This window comes from Brevibacterium ihuae, from assembly GCF_900184225.1.
GTDB classification, from domain to species: Bacteria; Actinomycetota; Actinomycetes; order Actinomycetales; family Brevibacteriaceae; genus Brevibacterium; species Brevibacterium ihuae.
Map to the genome: position 1 here is coordinate 838,160 of NZ_FXWZ01000003.1, position 23,267 is coordinate 861,426.

Genomic DNA, 23,267 nt, shown 5'->3' on the forward strand with positions numbered 1-23,267 from the left:
AGCACTGCAGCGGGGTGGCGGGGAGTGCTCCCGGCCACGTCGGTGCGGCCCGCGAGCTCCGAAATCGGCGCTGCAACGACCGCAGAGCTCCGCGAGTCGCACCCGGCATCGGACCGGACCGGACGACTCAGCCGGCCCCCACCTCGGCGGGGGACGTCCGCACACCGTGCCGGTGGGCGTGGAGGGCTGCGAGCCCGGTGCCCAGCAGCGCGAGACCGCAGGCGATGACGGTGACGACGACGTACCCGAGACTGCCGGCGAGCCAGGTCATGAGCGCTCCGGACACGTAGCTGAAGATGATCGCCGTCGAGGCGAGCAGGGTGAAGTCGACGCCGGCGGACTCGGCCCGCGAGTAATCCATGTTCACCGTGTACACCACGGTCGAGGCGGCCGCCATCGCCGCGACGTACACGCACACCCCGGCGACCACGGCCGGCCGGGACCCGTCCCCGCCCATGAGCGGCAGCAGGCCGAGGGTCGCAGCGGCGGCGGCGATGCCGGTGGCGACGATCATCGTGCGGCGACCGAACCGGGCGAGGAGCCATCCGCTGCCGAGCGAGGCGGCGATCGCGGGGAAGCCGAGCACGATCCCCATGAGCACCCCGATCGCAGTGAGCGACCACCCGGCGTCGACGAGCGCCACGGTGAGAAGCCCGTAGGCGGCGGTGACCCCGCAGAGGAACGCGGGCATCGCCGCGAGCACCCAGAACCGGCAGCCCGGCTGGGCGAAGATCGAGCGCATCGCCCGCAGCGAGGCGCACAGGCCCCGCCCGGCACCGGCGAACCCGCTCGCAGCGTGCGACGACACCTCGGACGCCCGCGGCAGGGGTTCCGCGAACCGCACCACGAGGACGAGCGGAATGAGGGTGAGCACAGTGAGGGTGATGACCGCGGCCGTCCAGCCGATGGCGTCGTACATCACGACGACGAGACCGCCGCCGAGGATGTTCCCCAGCCACGACCCCGCCCCGGCGAGGCCGTTCGCCACTCCCCGGTGGCGGGCGTCGACGATCCGCACGGCGAGTGCATCGGCAGCGATGTCCTGGGTGGCGCTGAGGAACGCATAGGCGCCGATGATGAGTCCGAGCGCACCGAGCTGGGTGGCGGGCTCACGGATGAGGAGCAGGGCGAGGACGCTGAGCGCGAGCAGCGGCTGGACGACGAGGATCCAGTTCCGGTAGTGCCCCGTGCGGGTGCGTCCGACGGCGTCGACGATGGGCGCCCAGAGGAACTTGAGCGCCCACACCGAGCCGATGAGCTGGAACGCGGCGAGCTGTTCGAGCTCGATTCCCTGCCGCCGGAGGATCGCGACGAGGCCGAAGTAGATGAACCCGACTCCGACGTACTGCGCGGTGTAGAGGCCGCCGAGGAGAGGGACGCTCGTGCGCAGCGGCGGGAGGTGGGATCCGTCGACACGGGTCGGCGTGACGGAAGCGGCGTGTGCGGTCATAGGGATAGGCTAACCTTATTTCGTCATATTCCTGTAGCCTAATTTCACAGGCGGACGAACGCCCCCCGCCCAGACGGGCGACCGGACCCGTGTCGGGCGGCGTCGGGACCCGGAGATCCAAAGCCGATCCCCGTGAACTGCTCCCGATCGCACCCGAGACGCACCGCCGACACCGCACCGCTGACCGCTGAGGAGACCCGCGATGACACCCCCGTCGAAGACTATGAGCTCGACGCTGCTGTCCGCAGCGACTGCAGTCTACGGACGCTTCATGGCGATCGCGCCGCCGCGCGAGGAGTACCTCCTCCACCGGCTCACCGTTGTGGCGAACACCGATGTCGCCCCGCGCGTCCGCCGGATCACGCTGGCCGCGGAGTCGCTGCGCACCTTCGTCCCCGTCGGCCCCGACGAGTACTTCGCGCTCATCCTGCCGCGCCCCGGCGTCGCACTCGCGCTCCCGGCGCCCGAGGTCCTCCAGGTCGCGCGCGCCGTCCGCGACTTCCCCGCCGCCATCCGCCCCGACGTCCGCTACTACACCGTGCGCCGCCACCGGCCGGAGCGCGGGGAGATCGACGTCGACGTCGTCACCCACGGGGATGCGGGCCCGGGGTCGGCGTGGGCGCTGCGAGCGCGGCCCGGGGACGTGGTCGGTCTCAAGGAGGGCTCGGCCGGATACCGGAGGCCCGACGGCGGTCTGCAGCTCATCGCCGCGGACGAGACCGCGCTGCCGGCACTCGCCCACATCGCCGAGGAGGTGGCCGGCACCGCCGACGCCGCACGCATCCGCGCCTTCGTCGAGGTCGACAGCATGGACTCCGTCGCCGATCGCCCCGAGTCGATCGACGTCACCTGGGTGGTGCGCGGGGCCGCGCGTCCCGGCGACCTCCTCGCGAACGCCATCGCCGAAGCACTCCCGATGGGAGCGGGATCAGGCACGGAGGGCGCAGCCGCTGCCGGCGAAGCTGCTGACGCCTCGGACTTCACGAGCGCGTGGGTGTGCGGCGAGGGCGGAGCGGTCGCCCGGATCCGCAGGCTCCTGCTCACCCGGACGGCGCTCACCCGCAGGTCGGTCTTCGCCAAGGGCTACTGGCAGGCCGGCCGACCGACCGCGTGACCTCCCGGCACCATCGCGCGATTCCGGGCCGGACCGCGAACGGCCTCAGCACTCGACGACATTGACGGCGAGCCCGCCCTGCGCTGTCTCCTTGTACTTGTCGCTCATGTCCGCGCCGGTCGCCCGCATCGTCGCGATGACCTCGTCGAGGGACACCCGGTGCTCCCCGTCGCCCCACAGCGCCATCTTCGCGGCGTTGATCGCCTTGCCCGCAGCGATCGCATTGCGCTCGATGCACGGCACCTGGACGAGCCCGGCGATCGGGTCGCACGTGAGCCCGAGGTTGTGCTCCATCGCGATCTCGGCGGCGTTCTCGACCTGCTCGATCGAGCAGCCGAGCACCTCGGCGAGACCACCGGCCGCCATCGACGACGCCGAGCCGACCTCGCCCTGGCATCCGACCTCGGCCCCTGAGATCGAGGCGCGCTCCTTGTAGAGCACCCCGATCGCGCCGGCGGTGAGGAGGAAGCGGACGATCGCGTCGGCCCGCGCGGCCTGTCCCCCGTCGAGCACTGCGGGGACGTAGTGGAGCGCGTAGTAGAGGACCGCGGGGATGATGCCCGCGGCTCCGTTCGTCGGCGCGGTGACGACGCGGCCGCCCGAGGCGTTCTCCTCATTGACGGCGAGCGCGATGAGGTTGACCCACTCCTGGTAGAACTTCGGATCGCTGCTCGGATCCTCCTCCTTGAGCCGGAGGTACCAGTCGTGGGCGCGCCGCCGGACCTTGAGACCGCCGGGCAGGTACCCGGAGCGGTCGAGCGAGTTCATCGTGCACTGGTCCATGACCGAGTAGATGTGGAGGAGCCCGCGCCGGATCTCGTCCTCGTCGCGGCTCGCCTTCTCGTTGGCGAGCATGACCTGCCAGATCCGGAGGTCCTCACGGCGGCAGATCTCGAGCAGCTCGGCGGCGGTCTCGAAGTGGAAGGGCACCCCGGGACCGTCCTCTACCGGCTGCGCCATGTCCGCGGGGTCCGAGGCCGCCGAGGCGTCGGCCGCCTCATCCGCGGATGCGTCCCCGCCGCCGATCGCCGCGTCCTCGGTCGCGGAGACGACGAAGCCGCCGCCCACCGAGTAGTAGGTCTCGTGGGCGAGTTCCTCCCCCGCCGCGTCGAGCGCCCGGAGCTCGAGGGCGTTGGGATGGCGCTCGAGGATGGTGAGCGGCCGCTGCCGCAGATCGTCGACGCCGAACTCGATCTCGACCCGGTCGCCGAGCCGGATGCACCCGCTCGAGCGCATCCGATCGGTCCGCTCGCCGATCTCATCGGGCTCGACGAGATCGGACCGCACCCCCTCGAGCCCGAGGAGGATCGCATCGAAGGTGCCGTGACCCCGGCCGGTGGCCGCGAGCGAGCCGAACACGTCGACCTCGAGGGACGCCACCTCCTCGACGCGGTCGCCGAGGAGCTCGACGAAGCTCGCGGCCGCCCGCATCGGCCCCACGGTGTGGGAGCTCGACGGGCCAATGCCCACGGTGAAGAGGTCGAAGACGCTGATCGTCATCGGTCCGCGCTCCGGATCAGGAGTTCGCCTCGGCGTAGCCCGCGGCGTCCATGAGCTCGCCCACCGCGGTGACGGCGACCTCGAACAGCCAGCCCTCGCCGTAGGGATCGGAGTTGAGCAGACCCGGGTCGTCGCCCGCGGCCTCGTTGACCGCGACGACCTCGCCGGTCACCGGCGAATAGAGGTCGGACACCGACTTCGTCGACTCGACCTCGCCGCACGTCTCACCGGCGGTCACGGTGTCGCCCACACCGGGCAGGTCGACGAACACGATCTCGCCGAGCTCGTCGGCGGCGACGGCGGTGATGCCGACCTTGACCGTCGAACCGACGACCGTGTCGGCGCTCGCGTTCACCCACTCGTGCTCGGCGGAGTACGAGAAGTCGCTGGGGAGTTCGGGAAGGGTGGCCATGGTGGTTCCTCTCATCGGTGCCGAGGCGGCCTCGGCGGGTTCGTGGTGATGGGCTGCGATGCCGGGCGCCGAGGCGCCCGGCGGGCCTCAGCCCTGGTCGCGGGAGTAGAACGGCAGCTCGGCGACGACGAAGTCGTGCGCCTTGCCGCGGATGTCGACGCTCACTGCGGTGCCCGGCTGCGCGGCCGCGGCGTCGAGGAAGGCGAGCGCGATCGGGTGGCCGAGGGTGGGCGAGGGCTGACCGGAGGTCACCTCGCCGACCTCGGCGCCGTCGATGCTCACGACAGCGCCGGCGCGCGCGGCGCGGCGGCCCTCGGAGGTCAGGCCGACGAGCACCCGGGCGGGCTCGGTGCCGGCGACGGCTTCGAGCGCCTCGCGGGCGACGAACGCGCCCTTGTTCTTGAGCGCCGCAGTGACCATCCGGCCGAGGCCGGCGTCGATAGGCGTCGTGTCCCGGCTGAGCTCGTTGCCGTAGAGCGGCATCCCGGCCTCGAGGCGGAGCGAATCGCGCGCGGCGAGTCCGCACGGGACGAGGTCGTGGTCCGCGCCCGCCGTGGTGAGCGCCTCCCACAGGGCCACGGCCTGGGCGTTGGGCACGTAGAGCTCGAAACCGTCCTCACCGGTGTAGCCGGTGCGGGCGAGCATGACGTCGATGCCCGACACGGTGAGCGGCGCCCACGCGTAGTAGGCGAGCTCCCGCACCGCGGTGCGGGCGTCCTCGGCGTCCTGCGTGGCGAGCAGGATCGCCTCGGCCGCCGGGCCCTGGACCGCGATGAGCGCGGTGTCACCGGACTCGTCGCGGACGGTGACGTCGGTCCCCGCACCCTCACCGGCGGCGCCGGCGCGGAAGGCGTCGGCGCGCTCGGCGAGCGCCGCGGCGACGGTCGGGGCGTTCGACGCGTTGGGCACGACGAGGAACTCCTCCTCGCCCATCCGGTAGGTGATGAGGTCGTCGAGGATCCCGCCGGACTCGTCGACGATGACCCCGTACTTCGCCTTGCCGACCTTCATCACCGAGTACTTCGCGAGGAGCGCGTAGTCGAGGAAGGCGCCGGCATCCGCACCGAGGATCCGCATCTCGCCCATGTGGGAGAGGTCGAAGATCCCGGCCAAGCCGCGCACGGCGCGGTGCTCGGCGAGCTCGGAGCCGTACTTGAGCGGCATGTCCCAGCCGCCGAAGTCGGTGAAGCTCGCACCGAGCGCCTCGTGGACGGAGTGGAGCGGGGTGCGACGGAGATTCTCTGCGGTCATCGGGCGTCTCCTTCGGTCGGGGTGCCGGCGGCGCCGCCGGCCACGTCGGTGGCGTCGGCGGAGGAATCGACGTCGGCGGGGCTCACTGCGGGTTCGGCCGGCGCTCCCCCGGTGTCGGGATCGGCGGCCGGCTCGGCGGCCTCGAAGGCCTCCGGCGGCGGGCACGAGCACACGAGGTTGCGGTCGCCGTACGCCCCGTCGATCCGCCGGACCGGCGGGAAGTACTTGGTGAGCTCGAGGCCGTGCACCGGAAACACCGCGGTCCGGCGCGAGTACTCGGCGTCCCAGTCGTCCATCACGCTCGTGGCGGTGTGCGGGGCGTTGCGCAGCGGCGACTGCTCGTAGGAGTAGGCGTCGCCGATCGCGTCGATCTCCTCGCGGATGGCCCGCATCGCGGTGACGAACCGGTCGAGCTCGCCCTTGTCCTCGCTCTCTGTCGGCTCGACCATGAGGGTGCCGGCCACCGGGAAGGCGAGGGTGGGGGCGTGGAAGCCGTAGTCGATGAGCCGCTTGGCGACGTCCTCGGCGGTGACCCCGGTGCGCGCGGTGATGTCGCGCAGGTCGAGGATGCACTCGTGGGCGACGAGCCCGGTCGACCCCGTGTAGAGCACGGGGAAGGAGTCGCCGAGCTCCCGGGCGAGGTAGTTCGCGCCGAGCAGCGCGGCCTTCGTCGCCTCGGTGAGGCCGTCGGGCCCCATGAGCTTGAGATAGGCCCAGCTGATCGGCAGCACGCCGGCCGAGCCGTGGACCGAGGCGCTCACCGGGAGCTGCGGGTTCGCCGGGTCGCCGACGACGAGCGCGGCGTCGGTCGGGTCGCCGGGGAGGAACGGCGCGAGGTGCTCGCGCACCGCGACCGGCCCGACCCCGGGCCCGCCGCCGCCGTGCGGGATGCAGAAGGTCTTGTGGAGGTTGAGGTGGGAGACGTCGCCGCCGAACTTCCCGGGCTTGGCGAGTCCGAGCAGCGCGTTGAGGTTCGCACCGTCGAGGTACACCTGTCCGCCGGCGTCGTGGATCTTCTCGCACACGGTGCGCACATCGGCCTCGAACACCCCGTGCGTGGACGGGTAGGTGATCATGATGCCGGCGAGGGAGTCGCGGTGCTTCTCGATCTTCGCGTCGAGGTCGGCGAGGTCGATCGAGCCGTCGTCAGCGGTCTTGACGACGACGACGTCGAGTCCGGCGAGCACCGCGGAGGCGGCGTTCGTGCCGTGCGCCGAGGCGGGGACGATGACGACCCGGCGGGCCGGCTCCCCGTTGGCGAGGTGGTAGCCGCGGATCGCGAGCAGGCCGGCGAGCTCACCCTGGGACCCGGCGTTGGGCTGGAGGGAGACCCGGTCGTAGCCGGTGACCTCGACGAGCATGTCCTCGAGCTCGGCGATGAGCTCGCGCCAGCCGGCGGTCTGCTCCTCCGGCGCGAAGGGGTGGATCGAGGCGAACTCGGGCCAGGTGATCGCCTCCATCTCCACCGCGGCGTTGAGCTTCATCGTGCACGAGCCGAGCGGGATCATCGTCCGGTCGAGCGCGAGGTCGCGGTCGGCGAGCGTGCGCATGTAGCGCATCATCAGCGTCTCCGACCCGTAGGTGTTGAACACCGGGTGGGTGAGGTACTCCGAGGTGCGCACGAACTCCGCGGGGAGCTCCGGGGCCGCGATGTGCCCGGGTCCGAAGGTGCCCTCTCCCGCCGCGTCGAACTCCGCGGCATCGATCCGGCCCGGGGCCCCGAGGGCGGCGAGGAGCGCGTTGGCGTCGGCCACGGTGTGCGGCTCGCCGAACGAGACGCTCACGTGCTCGGCATCGAAGCGGCGGATGTTGATGCCGCGCTCCTCCGCGGCGGCGACGGCGGTCGCCGGGTCGGCGACGGACAGGGTGAGGGTGTCGAAGAACGCCTCGGTGACGACGGCGGTGTCCGGGGCCTCGGCGACGCGGGCGGCGAAGGCGTGGGCGAGGCGGTGGACGCGGGAGGCGATCCGGGCCAGCCCGGTGGGGCCGTGGTAGACGGCGTACATCGAGGCGCACACCGCGAGCAGCGCCTGGGCGGTGCAGATGTTCGAGGTCGCCTTCTCCCGGCGGATGTGCTGCTCGCGGGTCTGCAGCGCCAGCCGGTAGGCGGGCTTGCCGTCGACGTCCTTGGAGACCCCGACGAGGCGTCCGGGCAGCATGCGCTTGAGCTTCTCCGCGACGGCCATGAAGCCGGCATGCGGTCCGCCGAAGAACAGCGGCACCCCGAAGCGCTGGGCGGAGCCGACGGCGATGTCCGCGCCCTGGTCGGCCGGGGTGCGGAGCAGGGTGAGGGCGAGGAGGTCGGCGGCGACGGTGACGAGCGCGCCGCGCTCCTTGGCACCGGCGATCGCGTCGTCGAAGGAGCGGATCGCGCCCGAGGTGCCCGGCTGGGCGCAGACGATGCCGAACACGTCCTCACCGGCGAGGCCCTGGGAGAGGTCGGCGAGCTGCACCTCGAAGTCCATCGCCCGGGCGCGGGCGCGGACCACTGCGAGGGTCTGCGGATGGAGCTCGGAGTCGAGGACGACGACGGAGCCCTTGCGGTTCGCGCGGCGCATGAGGAGGACGGCCTCGGCGACCGCGGTCGCCTCGTCGAGGAGCGAGGCGTTGGCGATGTCGAGCCCGGTGAGGTCCTGGACGACGTTCTGGAAGTTGAGCAGCGCCTCGAGGCGGCCCTGGCTGATCTCCGGCTGGTACGGGGTGTACGCGGTGTACCAGGCGGGATTCTCCACGACGTTGCGGCGGATGACCGCCGGGGTGATGGTATCGGAGTAGCCCTGGCCGATCATCTGCACGCGGCGCACGTTCTTCGCCGCGAGCTCCTTGAGGCGGGTGAGCACCTCGGTCTCGGTGACGGCCGGCGCGAGAGCGAGGGGACCGTCCTCGGCGATGTCGCCGGGCACCGCCTCCGCGGCGAGCGCCTCGAGGGAGTCGTAGCCGATGCGCTCGAGCATCTCCTCGATCTGGGCGGCCCGCGGACCGATGTGCCGGTCGGAGAAGGGGCGGGGGGTGTCCCCGGTCGCGGCCGAGGTGTGGGCCAGGGTGGAGGTGGGAGCCAGGGGGCCTGCAGTCATGGAAGTCCTCACGGTGGCGTGCGCATCGCGGTGATGAGCACGTGGACGGGCACGGTGCTCCTCCCCGTTCTGTCAGCGCACGCAGCGCACGGTCTCGTCGACCGGGCACGGCTCCTCCAGAGTCGCCTGCAGGTGTCGGTACTGGGCCTGAGAGTTTCCCGGGGAGGGATTGCACCTACGGCGCCGTTGCGGGGACCAGGTCCGCGCGCGGCTCTCCCGACACGTGTCATCGCGGCATATTCAGCTGTGGCGACCATCATACCCATGACGCGGACCCGTCGGAAGGGTCCGCAGTCCGCGGAGCCCCGTGGCTCGCCGCGTCCCGGGCTCAGCGGCTGTGGGCGACCTGCCCCGCCACGACGGTCATGAGCGGACGGGTGTCGCGCACGCGGATCGCGTGCTCGAACAGCGCCTGCTCGGAGGCGGCTTCGCCGGTCGTGCCGTCGTAGCCGTCGCCGGAGAGCGGGTCGTGGTCGAGGACGAGGAAGTCGGCGTTCATGCCGGCGGCGATCCGCCCGGTGCGCGTCTCGCGGCCGGCCGCGTACGCCGCTCCCGCGGAGTGCGCCTCGATCGCGGCGTAGGCGCTGATCCGCCGCTCGGGCTGGAACGTCGTCGACGGGTCGCCGGAGATGTCCGCACGGGTCATCGCGGCGTAGATCGCGGCGAACGGGTTCGACGGTTCGACGGGCCCGTCGGAGCCGAACGCCACCGTCGCTCCGGCGCGGGCGAGGTCTCCCCACGCGTAGGCCGCGAGCGCGGGGTCCGGGCGCAGCCGGTCGAGCAGGTGGAGGTCGGAGATGCAGTGGCGCGGCTGCATCGAGGCGACGATCCCGAGTTCGGCGAAGCGCGCCACGTCGGCCGGCCGGAGGAACTGGGCGTGCTCGATCCGGTGCCGGAGCGGGCGCCCGAAGCTCCGCTCCGCCTGGATCGTCCTGTCGGCGGTGGCGGCGAAGGCGGAGAGGACGTGCTGGTTGGCCCGGTCGCCGATCGCGTGGACGGCGAGCGCGATCCCGTGGTCGAGCGCCTCGGTGATCTGCTCCCGGAGCACGTCCTCGGTGGCGATCTGGATCCCGAAGTTCGGGTCCTCGCCCTCCGCGTGCGGGAACGGGGAGGACATGTAGCTCGTATGCGAGCCGAGCGCGCCGTCGGAGAAGAGCTTGAGACCGCCCTGGAGATACCAGTCGTCGCCGTCGCCGGTGCGCCACCCGGTGCGCTTGGCCCAGTCGAACTCCTCGAGGCGGAGGTACTTGACGACGCGCAGCCGCTGCTCGCCGGCGTCCCGCAGCGCCTCCCAGGTCTCCCGGGAGGCCGCGCCGTCGATGTCGTGGAGGCCGGTGAGCCCCTCGGCGAGCCAGGCGTCCTGCGCCCGCTTCATCCGGGCCGTGCGGACCTCGAGCGGGAGCACGGGGATCACCCGCTCGACGAGGGTCGCGGCGTCCTCGCGGAGGATCCCGGTGGTCCGGCCGTGCGCGTCGCGCACGATCTCGCCGCCGCGCGGGCTCGGGGAATCGTCCTCGATCCCTGCGGCGCGCAGAGCGGCCGCGTTGCACCACAGCGTGTGGTAGTCGATCGACCACACGGCGACGGGACGGTCCGGCAGCGCGGAGTCGAGGAGCGCGCGGTCGGGCTGCACCGGGCGGTCCCACGTGTTCGAGTCCCACCGGCCGCCGGTCACCCACACGCCCGCGGGCAGGTCCTGCGCGTATGCGCGGATCGCTTCGACGGCCTCGGCCTCGGAGCGGACCGCGCGCAGATCGATGTCGGCGAGGGTGTCGGCATACATGCTCGCATGGAGGTGGGCGTCGACGAGTCCGGGGATGACCGTCGTCCCGCGGCAGTCGATCTCCTCGACCGGCACGGTGTCGCCGGCGAGGTCGCGCAGCTCCCGCACCTCGCCCACGGCGAGCACCGTGCCCTGCGAGACGAGGATCGCCCGCGCGATCGGGTTCGCCGGATCGAAGGTCCGGACCTCGGCGTGGGTGAAGAGACGCATGGTCCCAGTGTACGGAGGCCCGGCCTGCCCCGGGCAGGGTCGCGCATACACTGCCGGGATGGTCTCCGACACCCGCGCCCCGGACTCTTCCCCCGCTCGGCGGACCGGCATCCTCACCCGGTCCGACACCCGCCTCGGCGCCGGTCTCCGCATCGTCCTCCCGGCGATCTGGCTCGGCCTGCTCATCGGCATCTCCCTGCTCGAAGCGCCGCTGAAGTTCCAGGCCCCGGGCATCACCATCCCGCTCGGGCTCGGCATCGGCCGGCTCGTGTTCACCGCGATGAACATCGTCGAGGTCGTCCTCGCCCTCACCCTCCTGTGGGCGACCCTCCGCGCCGGCGTCGGGAGCGTGCAGCGCGGTCTGACCTGGGCGCTCACCGCCGTGCTGCTCCTCAAAGTCGCAGGCGTCCGGCCGCTCCTCAACCGGCGCACGGACATGGTCCTCGCCGGGATCGACGACGGCGGCTCGTCCTGGCACTACCTCTACATCGCCGCCGACGGGCTCCTCATCGTCGGTCTCGTGGCGCTCCTCGTCGTCGCGGTGCGCGCCTCGGTGCGGCCCCACGGCGCACCGCTCGCCTGAGCGCTGGCACGCGAGTGCCTGCAGACGGTCTCCGGAGCACCCGCAGCACGCGGCCGAGCCGACGTCTCCACCTCGCCGACCCTGCAGCAGCACCGTCCAGGGGCCTCGCGGCCCAGTGCCGACCTCCGGCAGCGCAGCCCCGCAGCGACCATCGACCACCATCTGCCGAGCGCGGTGCACAGCTCCTGCGTGGGCGCAGGCTCGACGACCTCGGGGACGCCGCGCCGGTCCCGACGGCCCGGCGAGCGCCCGCAGACTGTTGTGTCTCACGTCACAGAACGTCGACTGGACCACATCCGCTGAATTAGCTAACGTTTATCTCGCCAAATCATCTGAGGCAAGCCTGACCTAAGCGCAGACATCGGGTCGGAACCGACCGGACGCCGAGGACGACAGCAGCCGCGCGCACGCCCGACCGGGCGGATCGCGGCCGCCACCGGCGCCCCGCCCTCAGCGGGCACCACCAGCAGCTCTCGGATCCGCACTCGGTGGGGATCCGAATGACACGAGGAGACCACTCCCATGCGCACCACTTCCCGCCGCCTGCCGGCGGTGCTCGCGGCCTCGACCGCACTCGTCCTCGGCCTCAGCGCCTGCGGCGGTTCCGCCACCGGCGGCTCCGAGTACGACTCCGAGACCACCGCCGGATCCACCACCGTGCAGGTCGAGGACAACAACGGCACCCAGGAGATCACCGTCCCGCCGAGCAGCGTCGTCGCGACCGACAACCGGACCTTCGAGACCCTCGAGTCGTGGGACATCGAGCTCAGCGCCGCCGCCCGCGCGCTCATGCCGGCCGAATCGGCCTACAAGGACAACGAGGACATCATCGACCTCGGCAACCACCGCGAGCCGAACCTCGAGGCCGTCGTCGCCGCCGAACCCGACCTCATCATCAACGGCCAGCGGTTCGCCCAGTACCACGAGGACTTCACCAAGCTCGCCCCCGAGGCCACGGTCCTCGAGCTCGAGCCCCGCGAGGGGGAGCCCTTCGACGAGGAGCTCAAGCGCCAGACCGAGGCGCTCGGCGTGATCTTCCAGCGCGAGGAGGACGCCCAGCAGCTCATCGACGACTTCGACGCCTCGATCGAGCGCGCCTCCGCCGCGTACGACGGCGAGGAGACGGTGATGGCGGTCATCACCTCCGGCGGCGAGATCAACTACGCGGCTCCCGTCAACGGCCGCACCCTCGGTCCGGTGTACGAGGTCCTCGGCCTCACCCCCGCGCTCACCACCGAGGACTCCTCGGACAACCACGAGGGCGACGACATCTCGGTCGAGGCGATCGCGGAGTCGAACCCGGACTGGATCCTCGTCATGGACCGCGACGCGGCCACGAGCGCGAACACCGGCGAGGAGTACACTCCCGCGGAGGAGCTCCTCAAGGAATCCGAGGCCCTCGGCGGCGTCGCCGCGGTGCAGGATGAGAACATCGTCTACATGCCGCAGGACACCTACATCAACGAGAGCATCCAGACCTACACCGAGTTCTTCAACTCGATCGCCGACCAGATGGAGGGCTGAGGCTCTCCGTGCCCGCGATCCGCACACCCCGCACGCGTCCCTTGGGCGATCGGCCGACCGGCCGATCGCCCAAGGGGCGTCTGTTCACCTGGCCTCTCCTCCTGGGAGTGATCGGGACCGGCGCGCTCGTCGCGCTCTCCCTGTTCGTCGGCGTCTACGACATCTTCGGCGCCGAGGGCGGGGCGGAGATGTTCGCCATCACGCGGGTGCCGCGTACCATCGCGCTCGTGCTCGCGGGCGCGGCGATGGCGATGTGCGGACTCGTCATGCAGCTCATCACCCAGAACCGCTTCGTCGAGCCGACGACCACCGGCACCACGGAATGGGCGGGACTCGGGCTTCTCCTCGTGATGATCGTCGCCCCGGAGTCCTCGCTGCTGACGAAGATGACCATCGCGGTGATCACCGCGTTCCTCGGCACCATGGTCTTCTTCGCGTTCCTCCGCCGGGTGACGCTCAAGTCCTCGATCATCGTGCCGATCGTCGGCATGATGCTCGGTGCGGTGGTCGGGGCGATCTCGACCTTCATCGCCCTCCAGACGAACATGCTCCAGAGCATGGGCGTGTGGTTCGCAGGCTCCTTCACCTCGGTGCTCCGCGGGCAGTACGAACCGCTGTGGGGCGTCGCGATCGTCGTCGTCATCGTGTTCATCGTCGCCGACCGCTTCACCGTCGCCGGCCTCGGCGAGGAGATCGCCGCCAACGTCGGCCTCAACTACAACCAGGTCGTGCTGCTCGGCACCGGGCTCATCGCCGCCGCGACGGGGATCGTCACCGTCGTCGTGGGCAACCTGCCGTTCCTCGGCCTCATCGTCCCCAACATCGTGTCGATGTTCCGCGGGGACGACCTCCGCTCCAACCTGCCGTGGGTGTGCCTCCTCGGGATCTCCATCGTCACCGTGTGCGACATCATCGGCCGGACGATCATCATGCCGTTCGAGGTTCCCGTGTCGCTCATCCTCGCCGGCGTCGGCGCGGTCGTCTTCATCGCCCTCCTCCTCAGGCAGCGTCGCCGTGCGTGACCCGCAGCAGACCTCCGCGAACGACCCCGCACCGCACGGCACCGGCGGGGCCCCCGCCGGCGACCCCGGTCGCACGGTGACGACCGACGACAGCACGGCCGCGGTGCAGCCCGCGGACACCGCCATCCCGACGGGCGCGGCGGGGCGCCGGGCACGGCGCCGCACGACACCGGCCCTGCGCGACCCCGTCGACGGCCACTCGCTCGCCGGACGGGCGATCCACCGCCCCCTCGGCGGCTTCCGCCGGTCCCGCGGCACCCCGGGCCGCCATGCCGGTCCGCTCCCCACGACCCTGGCCCGCCGGCGCTACTGGATCGTGTTCGCGATCCTCGCCGTCCTCGCACTCGGCTCCGCCTTCGGAACGCTCGCCTGGGACAATCCCATGCCCGTGGGCTCCGAGGGCTTCTGGCTCATCGCAGAGCTGCGCGCCGTCAACCTCGCGGTCATCGCGATCGTGACGTTCTGCCAGGCCATCGCCACGGTGAGCTTCCAGACCGTGACGAACAACCGGATCATCACCCCGTCGATCATGGGGTTCGAGTCCCTCTACCGCGTCGTGCAGACCGGCGCCGTGTTCCTGTTCGGCGCCGGCGGCGTGGTCATGCTCACCGGGACCGCGCAGTTCCTCCTCCAGATCGTGCTCATGATCGTGTTCTCCGCACTGCTCTACGGCTGGCTGCTCACCGGCCGCTACGGCAACATCCAGATCATGCTGCTCATCGGCATCATCCTCGGCGGCGGACTCGGAGCGCTCGCGACGTTCATGCAGCGGCTCCTCACCCCGAGCGAGTTCGACCTCCTCACCGCTCGCCTCATCGGTTCGATCGCGAACGCCGACGTCACCTACCTCTGGATCGCGGCTCCGCTCGCCGGGGTGGCCGGAGGCCTGCTGTGGTGGGGGTCGACCCGCCTCAACGTGCTCGCGCTCGGCCGCGAGACCGCGATCAACCTCGGGGTCGACCACCGTCGGCAGACGCTCGTCGTGCTCCTGCTCGTGTCGATCCTCATGGCGGTGTCGACCGCGCTCGTCGGGCCGATGACCTTCCTCGGCTTCCTCGTCGCGATGATCTCCTACCAGCTCGCCGACACCCACGACCACCGCTACATCTTCCCGATGTCGTGGCTCGTCGGCTTCGTCGTGCTCGCCGGTTCCCATTTCGTGCTCAAGAACATCTTCTACGCCCAGGGCTCGGTCGGAATCATCATCGAGGTCGTCGGCGGCACGTTCTTCCTCGTCTACATCCTCAGAAAGGGCCGCCTGTGATCTCCCTCGAATCGGTGACGAAGAACTACACCTCCGAGGTCGCGATCGGCCCGGTCGACCTCGAGATCCCCGACAGCGGCGTCACCGCGCTCGTCGGGCCGAACGGCGCCGGCAAGTCGACCCTGCTCACGATGATCGGTCGCCTCATGGGGATGGACGAGGGCACGATCGAGATCGCCGGGTACGACATCGCGACCACGAAGTCGCGCGACCTCGCGAAGATCGTCTCGATCCTCCGGCAGGAGAACCACTTCGTCACCCGCCTCACCGTCCGCCAGCTCGTCGGATTCGGCCGGTTCCCGCACTCGCAGGGGCGCCTCAACCGCAACGACGAGGACGTCATCAGCCGGTCGATCGACTTCCTCGGCCTCACCGAGCTCGAGGGGCGCTATCTCGACGAGCTGTCCGGCGGCCAGCGGCAGCGCGCCTACGTCGCGATGGTCCTCGCCCAGGACACCGACTACGTCCTCCTCGACGAGCCGCTGAACAACCTCGACATGCGCCATTCGGTGCAGATGATGCAGCACCTGCGGCGCGCGGCGGTCGAGCTCGGGCGCACGGTCGTCATCGTCCTCCACGACATCAACTTCGCCGGTCACTACGCGGACCGGATCTGCGCGGTCAAGGACGGCAAGGTCGTGACGATGGGCACCCCGGAGGAGATCATGCGCGACGAGGTGCTGTCGCACGTGTTCGACACCGACGTCACGGTCGTCGACGGGCCCCGCGGGCGCCTGGCCGTGTACTACTGATCGGCCCCGGGCACCCCTGACCCCTCGTCGGCGCCCCAGCGCTCGCGGATGAAGGCGAAGCGCTCCGGGGTGTCGGCTGCGATGCACAGCTTCTCCTCGCCGTGCGGGCGCTGCACGGTGAGCCCCGCCTCCTCGGCGACGACGGCACCCCCGGCCCAGTCGTAGACGTTGATGCCGTACTCGCAGTAGGCGTTGACCCGGCCCTCCGCGGCATAGCAGAGGTCGACGGCGGCTGAGCCGGCGCGACGGATGTCGTCGAAGCCCTCCATGAGCCGCCCGAGGGCCGCGAGCTGCACCGCGCGCCGCTCCGGCGAGTAGCTGAAGCCGGTGGCGAGCACGCGCCCGCGCCTGCCCTCCGGGGTCCCCGACAGCCGGGAGCACTCGACGTCCTCGGTCGCGAGGAGGGGGTTGCGCACGCTCGTTCCCTCCGGAACCCTGCCGGGAAGGGCGGAGGTCCGCCACGCGCCTCCGCCGGCGCGTGCGAACCACACCGCGCGCAGGGCGGGCGCAGCGACGAGGCCGACCACCCAGTCCCCGGTCTCCGGATCGCGACCGCCGATCGAGAAGCAGTGCTGCTCGATGCCGCGGACGTAGTTCACGGTGCCGTCGATGGGGTCGACGTGCCACTCGATCGGGTGCGTCGCATGCGCGCCGGAGCCGCCTGCGAGGAGCAGCGCAGCGATCTCATCGCCCTCGTCGGGCAGCTCGCCGAGTGCCCGGGCGCTCGATCCCTCCTCCCCGATCATGATGTCGTGGGGACGGGCGGTGCGCAGATAGCCGGCGACGAGCGACTCGATCTCCGCATCGGCGACCGTGACGAGATCGTTGGGATCGTCCTTGGCGTCGACCGCCGCAGCATCGAGGCGCCCGCGCCAGGAGGTCATGCGGGTCGTGGCGATGAGGGCGGCGTCGCGCGCGGTGACGAGGAGCGGGTCGGAGAGGAACGTCTCGGAGTTCACCCTGCGAGCCTAGCGGAGCACGGTGACCGCAGGGAGGGCCCGGGGCCGGAGCGCAGCGCCCCGGGGCCAGTGCGCGGCGCCGGCGATCCGGCGGGGCGTCTCAGGTGACGGGGCTCGACGGGCCCTGTTCGGGCGCGGAGGCGGACGGTGCGGCCTGCGAGCTGATCGCGGCGATGTCCCCGGCCACTCCGAAGCTGCCGGAGCGATTCGCGTCGGATTCGCGATGACGACGGACGATCTCCTGGACGGCCTGGGAGGAGGTGCCGGCGGCCTCGGCGATCGCCGAATAGGTGACGCCCTCTTCACGCGCACGGAGGATGGCGGCGACGTAGTTCGCGTTCACGCGGCTGCGCTGGCGCGCGACCCTGCGGACGGCGCTGACGAGCACCTTCTGCTCGGCGGACAGCTGACGTGCGCGACGTGACATGTACTTCTACCTCAGACCCACTCGATTCGGTGTGTGGTCGTCGAGTCACACCACTTACAGGACGTTCCGCTGCGGCGACGTTCCGTCGGGACGGCACAGCTGGATCGATGGACAGCACCGCTCTACGCCGGAGATGAGCACACGTGACGGGATTCACCGCCGTCGCGAGCATGCCAACTGTATCGCGACTCGGCGCATTTTTCATCTTGTCAAGTCGACCTGGCAATTTTTACGCTATCATACGGCCACTCGGCCGACAAGGCTCCTTGCGCAGCTGTGAGCAGGTTGCCAGGGAGGTCCCGAAAAGTGGGATCGTGCCCGGCGACGGGTCCGGGCGACGACCGCCGCACCGCCGGTCATGTGCGAGCACTCGGACCCCTCCGCCGATGGCGGACCGCCGAGCCACGGTTCACAATGGGTCCATGGAACCGGTCATCGCCCCGCCCCCGACTTCCCCGCCCCGCAGCCCGACCGCGTCGCGGAGGTCGCCGCGGCGCTCGACCGGGCGGGGGTGCGCGACGTCACCGTCGACCCCGCCCAGCTCGCCGCGTACTCGTCGGACGGCTCGCTGTTCAGGGTGGTGCCGACGGCCGTCGCATTCCCCCGCGACGAGGCCGAGGTCGCCGCGGTCCTCGCCGTCGCCCGCGCGCTCGCGGTGCCCGTGACCTCGCGCGGGGCCGGGACGACGCTCGCCGGCAACGCGATCGGTCCCGGCATCGTCCTCGACTTCTCCCGGCACATGAACGCCGTGCGCGAGGTGCTGCCGGAGGAGCGCGCGGCCTGGGTGGAGCCCGGGGTCGTCCATGCCGCGCTCCAGGCTCGGGCGCGGGCCCACGGCCTGCGGTTCGGCCCCGACCCCTCGACGCACACCCGGTGCACGGTCGGCGGGATGATCGGCAACAACGCCTGCGGACCGCGCGCCATGGGGTACGGCCGCACGGTCGACAACGTGCTCGCGCTGCGGGTCATGCTCGTCGACGGCACGATCGTCGACCTCGACGGCGAGGACGACGCCGCGCACTTCCCCCGTCTGCACGCGCTCGTCGGCGAGCACCTCGGCACGATCCGCACCGAGCTCGGCCACTTCTCCCGCCAGGTGTCCGGCTATGCGCTCGAGAACCTGCTGCCGGAGCACGGCTTCGATCTGCGCCGGGCCTTCGTCGGCTCGGAGGGCACGTGGGGAGTCGTCCTCGCGGCGAAGGTCCGCCTCGTGGCCGACCCCGAGCACGTCACCACCGTGGTCCTCGGCTACCCGGACATGCCCGCGGCCGCCGACGACGTCCCCGTGCTCCGCAGCTTCCCCGTCACCGCGTGCGAGGGCATGGACCGGCGGATGGTCGACCGCCTCATCGAGACCAAGGGGCCCGGAGCGGTCCCGCCGATGCCCGAGGGCGACGGCTGGATGATCATCGAGCTGGCCGCCGACGACGCCGACACCCTCGCCGAGCAGGCGCGCGCACTCGTCGCCGCCTCGGCGGCCGGGGACTCGATGATTCTCGGGCTCGGCGATTCCGAACCGATCTGGAAGATCCGCGCCGACGGCGCCGGCCTCGTCTCGCGCACCCCGGACGGCCGCGATGCCCACGCCGGCTGGGAGGATTCGGCGGTCCCGCCGGAGAAGCTGGGCGACTACCTCCGGGATCTCATGGCCCTGCTCGAGGAGCACGGGCTGTGGGCACTGCCCTACGGGCACTTCGGCGACGGCTGCCTGCACATGCGGGTCGACTTCCCGCTCGATGCCGACGGCGGACGGCAGGTCATGCGCGACTTCATGGTCGCCGCCGCCGACCTCGTCGCCCGGTACGGCGGCTCGGTCTCCGGCGAGCACGGGGACGGCCGCGCCCGGAGCGAGCTCCTGCCGCGCATGTACCCCCCCGCCGCGATCGCGCTGTTCGCGCGGGTCAAGCACCTGTTCGACCCGCAGAACCTCCTCAACCCCGGGATCATGGTCGATCCGGATCCGCTCGACGCCGGCATCCGCATCGCCCTCACCCGACCCGGCGACCTGCTGCCGATCCGGCCGGCCGGTTTCGGATACGGGTTCGCCGACGACGGCGGCGACTTCGGCACCGCCGTCCACCGCTGCACCGGGGTGGGCAAGTGCCGCGCCGACTCCGCGGCGACCGGTGGGGTCATGTGCCCGTCCTACCAGGCCACCCGCGACGAGCTCCACTCCACCCGGGGCCGCGCCCGGGTGCTCCAGGAGATGGTGTCCGGGGACCTCGTCGACGCCGACTGGCGCGCCCCCGAGGTCCACGAGGCGCTCGACCTGTGCCTGAGCTGCAAAGCCTGCGACTCCGAGTGCCCGACAGGCACCGACATGGCCGCCTACAAGGCCGAGGTCCTCCACCAGTCCTACCGGGGCCGGCTCCGGCCGATGGACCACTACGTGCTCGGCTGGCTGCCGTGGCTGTCGCGCGCCGCTGCGCCGCTCGCCCCGCTCGCGAACCTCGCGGAGCGACTGCCGGTGCTCGGCGGGCTCGCCAAGCGCGCCGCGCGCATCGATGTCCGCCGTCGGATCCCCGCGTTGACCCGCACAACGTTCGGCCGGTGGTTCGAGCGGCGTGCGGACGCCGCGGGGGTGCTCTCGGCCGGCGAGCGGGCCGGGGGTACCCTCGCCGGGGCCTCGGGCGCCGGCGAGGAGCGGAGCACCTCGGGCACCTCGGGCACTGCGGGACGAGCGCGGACCCGTGAGGTCGTGCTGTTCGCCGACACCTGGTCGAACTTCTTCGCCCCCCGGGTGCTCCGCGACGCCGTCCGCGTCCTCCTCGACGCCGGGGTCGACGTGCGCGTCATCCCGAGCACCGAGTGCTGCGGCCTGACGTGGATCTCCACCGGTCAGCTCGACCTCGCGAAACGGGTCATGGGGCAGGCGATCGAGGCCCTCGACGCGACCGGCGACGTGCCGATCATCGGTGTCGAGCCCTCGTGCACCGCGACCCTGCGCGACGAGACCGGCAAGCTCCTCGGGACGGAAGCCGCCGCCCGGGTGGCCGCGCGCACGCGCACGCTCGCCGAGTTCCTCCTCGACATCGGCTACGCGGTCCCCGATCTCTCCGATCTCACCGCCGTCGTCCAGCCCCACTGCCACCACTCCGCGGTCATGGGATACGCCGCCGACCGCGAGCTCCTCGCCCGCACCGGGATCGGCACCACGGTGCTCGGCGGGTGCTGCGGGCTCGCGGGCAACTTCGGCGTCGTCGAGGGTCACTACGAGACCTCCGAGGCGGTCGGCGAGCTCGCGCTGCTGCCTGCGATGCGGAACGCACCCGACGATGCGATCGTGCTCGCCGACGGCTACTCGTGCCGCACTCAGATCGCCGACCTCAGCGACCGGAGGGGCGTCCACCTCGCGGAGCTCCTCGCCTGGCGGCTGCCCGCCCTCGACGCCTCCGTCCGGGCATGACGGGCACCGTCCGCACCGGGTCGACCGCGGCGCCCACCCGGGTGGAGCGCTGGGAGCGGCGGGCCGAGGTGCCGCTGCTCCTCCTGTCCTTCGCGTTCGTCGGTGCCTACGCGTGGACGGTCATCGACCCGCACCTGTCCCCGACCCTCGAGCGGTTCCTCCTCGCGGTGTCATGGACCACGTGGTTCGCCTTCGCCCTCGATTTCGCGATCCGGATCGTGCTCGCCGAGCACCGCGGCCGCTACATCCTCCGGCACTGGTACGACGTGCTCCTCGTCGCGCTGCCGATGTTCCGCGCGCTGCGCCTGCTCCGCATCCTCGGCACCCTGCGCATCCTCAACCGCGTGTTCCAGCAGCGCCTCATCGGACGCACCGGTGCGTACGTCGCCGTCGCCTCGGTGTTCTGCATCTTCTTCGGCAGCCTCGCGGTGCTCGATGTCGAGCAGGAGGCCCCGGACGCCCAGATCGCGACGTTCGGCGAGGCCCTGTGGTGGGCCTTCGTGACGTCGACGACCGTGGGGTACGGCGACCTCTACCCGGTGACGGCGGCCGGGCGGGTGGTCGCCGTGGGACTCATGCTCCTCGGCATCGCGCTCCTCGGCGCGGTGACCGCGAGCATGGCGGCCTGGCTCGTATCCGCCGTCGAGCAGGATCGGAACCGGCGCGCCGCGGCGGAGGAGGCGGCCGGCGGGCAGGACACCGAACGAGGCACGGAACGCGACGCCGGTGTTGCGAGCGCACCGGCGGAGAGCACTCCAGTGGCGAGCGCACCGCCGGCGGGAGTTTCCTCGACCGCGGCGAGCGCATCGGCCCAGCACGTGTGCACGTGCGCGGTCTGCGGGCGGACGATGACGGACTGACTCGACCCGGCGGGTTGCCCCGGCGACTCGACCCGGCGGACCGACCCGGCGAACTGCGCGGTATCCACTGATCTGCGCGCAATGGCGTGCAGATCAGCAGATACCGCGCAGTCGAGCGGTGGGCCGGCCGACGAGCAGCCGGCTCACCGACACCGAGGCGTCAGGCCTTGGCAGTGAGGACCGGGACCGCGGCGTCGAGGAGGATCCGCTGCGCCTGCGAGCCGAGGATGAACTTCCCGATCGCGCTCCGCTTGCGCAGGCCGATGACGATGATCTGCGCCTCGTGGAGCTTCGCGAGGTCGTTGAACGTGCCGACGAGATCGTCCTCGTGAGTCGGCTGGACGACCTCGACCTCGACCCCGTCGGCGGCACCGAGCTCGACGATCCGTGCGGTGTCCTCCTGCTGGATCGTCGTCACGCTGTCCACCGCGCCCTTGCGCGGGGAATTCACCACCACGGCCCGGGTCCCCCGTAGCTTCGCCTCGGCGAATCCGAGTTCGAGCGCGGCTTCGCCCTCCGGGGCGGGCAGATATCCGATGAGAACCGTCATGGCCTCAGTATAGGAATCCGCCGAGGGGACGGCGAGACCCCGTTGCGGCGTCGGATGCGCACCCCGTCGCGACGCGATCGGCCGGTCACGGGATCGCGCTCGGGTCCTGGCGGGGTCCGACGAGGCCGCTCCCGTCGACGCGCCGCCGGATCTGCGCGAACTCCTCCTCGAGCTCCGCCGGCTCGATGACCTCGAACGCGAACGGCAGCGTGAGCAGGTGCGTCGCGATGAGGTCCATTCCGTGGGCACCGAGCTCGACCTCGCACGTCCGCTCTCCCCCGGCCACCACGGTCCCGGCGCGGGCGGGGATGAGCGCGGACACCTCGGCCGCGGCGGCGTGGACCCGCACCCGGGCGCGGCACGGGTAGACCCGCCGCGTCACCTGCTCGCGCACGTACTCCACCGGGTCGGGGCCGGGGCGCTCACGGAAGCCGAAGGTCGTCGTGCGCACCCCGGCGATCCGATCGAGGCGGAAGGTCCGCCAGTCCGCGCGCCCGAGATCCCAGGCGAGCAGGTACCAGTGCGCACCGAGGACGACGAGCCGCGTCGGTTCGACCCGGCGGTCACCAGCACTTCTGCCGCCGTCGCGGTCGGATCGGTGGTCGAGGTCGACGAGCACCCGCGCGGCCACGGCCGAGGCGAGCGCGGCGATGGTGGCGAGCGGCACCGCGGGTTCGTTCCCGGGAGCGGCGACGATCGCTCCCTCCGCCTCGACGAGGGCGCGGGCGGTCGTCGGCGGGAGGATCGACCGGAGCTTGAGCAGAGCGGTGTGCACCGGAGCTCCGTGCTCCGGCGGCCCGGTGTCCGGGGCGGGCTCCTCGCGCACTCCCTGCCCGGTCACGGTGCGGACGGCGAGCGCGAGGGTGAAGGCCTCGTCCTGGGACAGTTGGAGCGGAGGGAGGACCATGCCGCGCGGCGCGACGTACCCTCCTCCGACGCCGGGCGCGGAATCGATCCGGTAGCCCCGGTCGCGGAGCCTGGCGATGTCCCGCCGGACCGTCCGCTCAGACGTCCCGAGGCGAGCGGCGAGGTCCGCTCCCCGCAGCGGCGTCCCGTCGGCGAGGAGTGCGAGGAGGTCGAGGAGGTGGGAGTCCATGATCCGATTTTCTCTCCATCGCGGACAGAT

General features: G+C 71.7%; 18 protein-coding genes and 1 riboswitch. Of the genes, 8 read left to right on the forward strand and 10 right to left on the reverse strand.

Annotated features, from left to right (window positions below):
• Positions 1–127: 127 nt before the first annotated feature.
• A complete protein-coding gene (locus C1A17_RS09145; protein ID WP_101652709.1) occupies positions 128–1,450 on the reverse strand; it encodes an MFS transporter in 1,323 nt (440 codons plus the stop codon).
• Between the two features lie 223 nt (positions 1,451–1,673).
• Between C1A17_RS09145 and C1A17_RS09150 the strand changes: the two genes are divergently transcribed.
• On the forward strand, positions 1,674–2,564 hold the full coding sequence (locus C1A17_RS09150; RefSeq protein WP_180953268.1) for a siderophore-interacting protein: 891 nt from the start codon (positions 1,674–1,676) through the stop codon (positions 2,562–2,564).
• Between the two features lie 45 nt (positions 2,565–2,609).
• On the opposite strand, the gene C1A17_RS09155 is transcribed toward C1A17_RS09150, so the two are convergent.
• The 5 genes from C1A17_RS09155 to C1A17_RS09175 all read right to left on the reverse strand — a co-directional run bounded on the left by C1A17_RS09155 (position 2,610) and on the right by C1A17_RS09175 (position 10,794).
• Positions 2,610–4,064 carry an L-serine ammonia-lyase gene (locus tag C1A17_RS09155; RefSeq protein ID WP_101652711.1) on the reverse strand — a complete coding sequence of 485 codons (1,455 nt, stop codon included), beginning with the start codon at positions 4,062–4,064 and terminating at the stop codon, positions 2,610–2,612.
• A gap of 16 nt (positions 4,065–4,080) precedes the next feature.
• Positions 4,081–4,476, reverse strand: a complete 396-nt coding sequence (gene gcvH / locus C1A17_RS09160) for a glycine cleavage system protein GcvH (protein WP_101652712.1) — start codon at positions 4,474–4,476, stop codon at positions 4,081–4,083.
• An 87-nt stretch (positions 4,477–4,563) separates the two neighbouring features.
• Entirely contained in the window at positions 4,564–5,727 is a 1,164-nt protein-coding gene (gene gcvT / locus C1A17_RS09165) for a glycine cleavage system aminomethyltransferase GcvT (RefSeq protein WP_101652713.1), read from the reverse strand.
• Positions 5,724–8,801: an aminomethyl-transferring glycine dehydrogenase gene (gene gcvP / locus C1A17_RS09170; protein ID WP_101652714.1), complete on the reverse strand. Its 3,078-nt coding sequence runs from the start codon at positions 8,799–8,801 to the stop codon at positions 5,724–5,726. Before gcvP ends, gcvT begins: the two co-directional genes overlap by 4 nt.
• 126 nt (positions 8,802–8,927) lie before the next feature.
• Positions 8,928–9,030: riboswitch (glycine riboswitch) on the reverse strand.
• Positions 9,031–9,129: 99 nt separating this feature from the next.
• Entirely contained in the window at positions 9,130–10,794 is a 1,665-nt protein-coding gene (locus C1A17_RS09175) for an amidohydrolase (protein WP_101652715.1), read from the reverse strand.
• Positions 10,795–10,852: 58 nt separating this feature from the next.
• Between C1A17_RS09175 and C1A17_RS09180 the strand changes: the two genes are divergently transcribed.
• From C1A17_RS09180 to C1A17_RS09200, 5 genes are all read left to right on the forward strand, one after another.
• Entirely contained in the window at positions 10,853–11,377 is a 525-nt protein-coding gene (locus C1A17_RS09180; RefSeq protein ID WP_245873620.1) for a hypothetical protein, read from the forward strand.
• Positions 11,378–11,899: 522 nt separating this feature from the next.
• Positions 11,900–12,901 carry a siderophore ABC transporter substrate-binding protein gene (locus tag C1A17_RS09185; protein ID WP_101652716.1) on the forward strand — a complete coding sequence of 334 codons (1,002 nt, stop codon included), beginning with the start codon at positions 11,900–11,902 and terminating at the stop codon, positions 12,899–12,901.
• Positions 12,902–12,942: 41 nt separating this feature from the next.
• On the forward strand, positions 12,943–13,923 hold the full coding sequence (locus tag C1A17_RS09190; RefSeq protein ID WP_101653616.1) for an ABC transporter permease: 981 nt from the start codon (positions 12,943–12,945) through the stop codon (positions 13,921–13,923).
• Between the two features lie 217 nt (positions 13,924–14,140).
• The gene (locus C1A17_RS09195) at positions 14,141–15,187 is read left to right on the forward strand and encodes an iron chelate uptake ABC transporter family permease subunit (RefSeq protein WP_425427319.1); all 1,047 of its coding nucleotides are present in this window, start codon (positions 14,141–14,143) and stop codon (positions 15,185–15,187) included.
• On the forward strand, positions 15,184–15,939 hold the full coding sequence (locus C1A17_RS09200; protein WP_101652717.1) for an iron ABC transporter ATP-binding protein: 756 nt from the start codon (positions 15,184–15,186) through the stop codon (positions 15,937–15,939). Before C1A17_RS09195 ends, C1A17_RS09200 begins: the two co-directional genes overlap by 4 nt.
• Here C1A17_RS09200 and C1A17_RS09205 read toward each other — a convergent pair.
• Positions 15,933–16,898: an inositol monophosphatase family protein gene (locus C1A17_RS09205; protein ID WP_101652718.1), complete on the reverse strand. Its 966-nt coding sequence runs from the start codon at positions 16,896–16,898 to the stop codon at positions 15,933–15,935. The genes C1A17_RS09200 and C1A17_RS09205 overlap by 7 nt on opposite strands.
• A gap of 100 nt (positions 16,899–16,998) precedes the next feature.
• A complete protein-coding gene (locus C1A17_RS09210) occupies positions 16,999–17,325 on the reverse strand; it encodes a hypothetical protein (protein ID WP_101652719.1) in 327 nt (108 codons plus the stop codon).
• A 358-nt stretch (positions 17,326–17,683) separates the two neighbouring features.
• Here C1A17_RS09210 and C1A17_RS09215 point away from each other — a divergent pair, with 358 nt between their 5' ends.
• Entirely contained in the window at positions 17,684–20,731 is a 3,048-nt protein-coding gene (locus C1A17_RS09215; protein WP_101652720.1) for an FAD-binding and (Fe-S)-binding domain-containing protein, read from the forward strand.
• Positions 20,728–21,591, forward strand: a complete 864-nt coding sequence (locus tag C1A17_RS09220; protein WP_101652721.1) for a potassium channel family protein — start codon at positions 20,728–20,730, stop codon at positions 21,589–21,591. Before C1A17_RS09215 ends, C1A17_RS09220 begins: the two co-directional genes overlap by 4 nt.
• 160 nt (positions 21,592–21,751) lie before the next feature.
• Here the strand turns inward: C1A17_RS09220 and C1A17_RS09225 are convergent, their stop codons facing one another.
• Positions 21,752–22,141 (reverse strand): universal stress protein, encoded by a 390-nt coding sequence (locus C1A17_RS09225; protein WP_101652722.1) that lies wholly within the window; start codon positions 22,139–22,141, stop codon positions 21,752–21,754.
• Between the two features lie 85 nt (positions 22,142–22,226).
• A complete protein-coding gene (locus C1A17_RS09230) occupies positions 22,227–23,237 on the reverse strand; it encodes a helix-turn-helix transcriptional regulator (protein WP_101652723.1) in 1,011 nt (336 codons plus the stop codon).
• Positions 23,238–23,267 lie beyond the last annotated feature (30 nt).

What these genes read in the sequence shown, in the direction of transcription:
- C1A17_RS09145 (WP_101652709.1), bottom strand. Translation starts at nt 1,450, where the DNA reads ATGACCGCACACGCCGCTTCCGTCACGCCGACCCGTGTCGACGGATCC.
- C1A17_RS09150 (WP_180953268.1), top strand. Translation starts at nt 1,674, where the DNA reads ATGAGCTCGACGCTGCTGTCCGCAGCGACTGCAGTCTACGGACGCTTC.
- C1A17_RS09155 (WP_101652711.1), bottom strand. Translation starts at nt 4,064, where the DNA reads ATGACGATCAGCGTCTTCGACCTCTTCACCGTGGGCATTGGCCCGTCG.
- gcvH (WP_101652712.1), bottom strand. Translation starts at nt 4,476, where the DNA reads ATGGCCACCCTTCCCGAACTCCCCAGCGACTTCTCGTACTCCGCCGAG.
- gcvT (WP_101652713.1), bottom strand. Translation starts at nt 5,727, where the DNA reads ATGACCGCAGAGAATCTCCGTCGCACCCCGCTCCACTCCGTCCACGAG.
- gcvP (WP_101652714.1), bottom strand. Translation starts at nt 8,801, where the DNA reads ATGACTGCAGGCCCCCTGGCTCCCACCTCCACCCTGGCCCACACCTCG.
- C1A17_RS09175 (WP_101652715.1), bottom strand. Translation starts at nt 10,794, where the DNA reads ATGCGTCTCTTCACCCACGCCGAGGTCCGGACCTTCGATCCGGCGAAC.
- C1A17_RS09180 (WP_245873620.1), top strand. Translation starts at nt 10,853, where the DNA reads ATGGTCTCCGACACCCGCGCCCCGGACTCTTCCCCCGCTCGGCGGACC.
- C1A17_RS09185 (WP_101652716.1), top strand. Translation starts at nt 11,900, where the DNA reads ATGCGCACCACTTCCCGCCGCCTGCCGGCGGTGCTCGCGGCCTCGACC.
- C1A17_RS09210 (WP_101652719.1), bottom strand. Translation starts at nt 17,325, where the DNA reads ATGTCACGTCGCGCACGTCAGCTGTCCGCCGAGCAGAAGGTGCTCGTC.
- C1A17_RS09215 (WP_101652720.1), top strand. Translation starts at nt 17,684, where the DNA reads ATGTGCGAGCACTCGGACCCCTCCGCCGATGGCGGACCGCCGAGCCAC.
- C1A17_RS09220 (WP_101652721.1), top strand. Translation starts at nt 20,728, where the DNA reads ATGACGGGCACCGTCCGCACCGGGTCGACCGCGGCGCCCACCCGGGTG.
- C1A17_RS09225 (WP_101652722.1), bottom strand. Translation starts at nt 22,141, where the DNA reads ATGACGGTTCTCATCGGATATCTGCCCGCCCCGGAGGGCGAAGCCGCG.
- C1A17_RS09230 (WP_101652723.1), bottom strand. Translation starts at nt 23,237, where the DNA reads ATGGACTCCCACCTCCTCGACCTCCTCGCACTCCTCGCCGACGGGACG.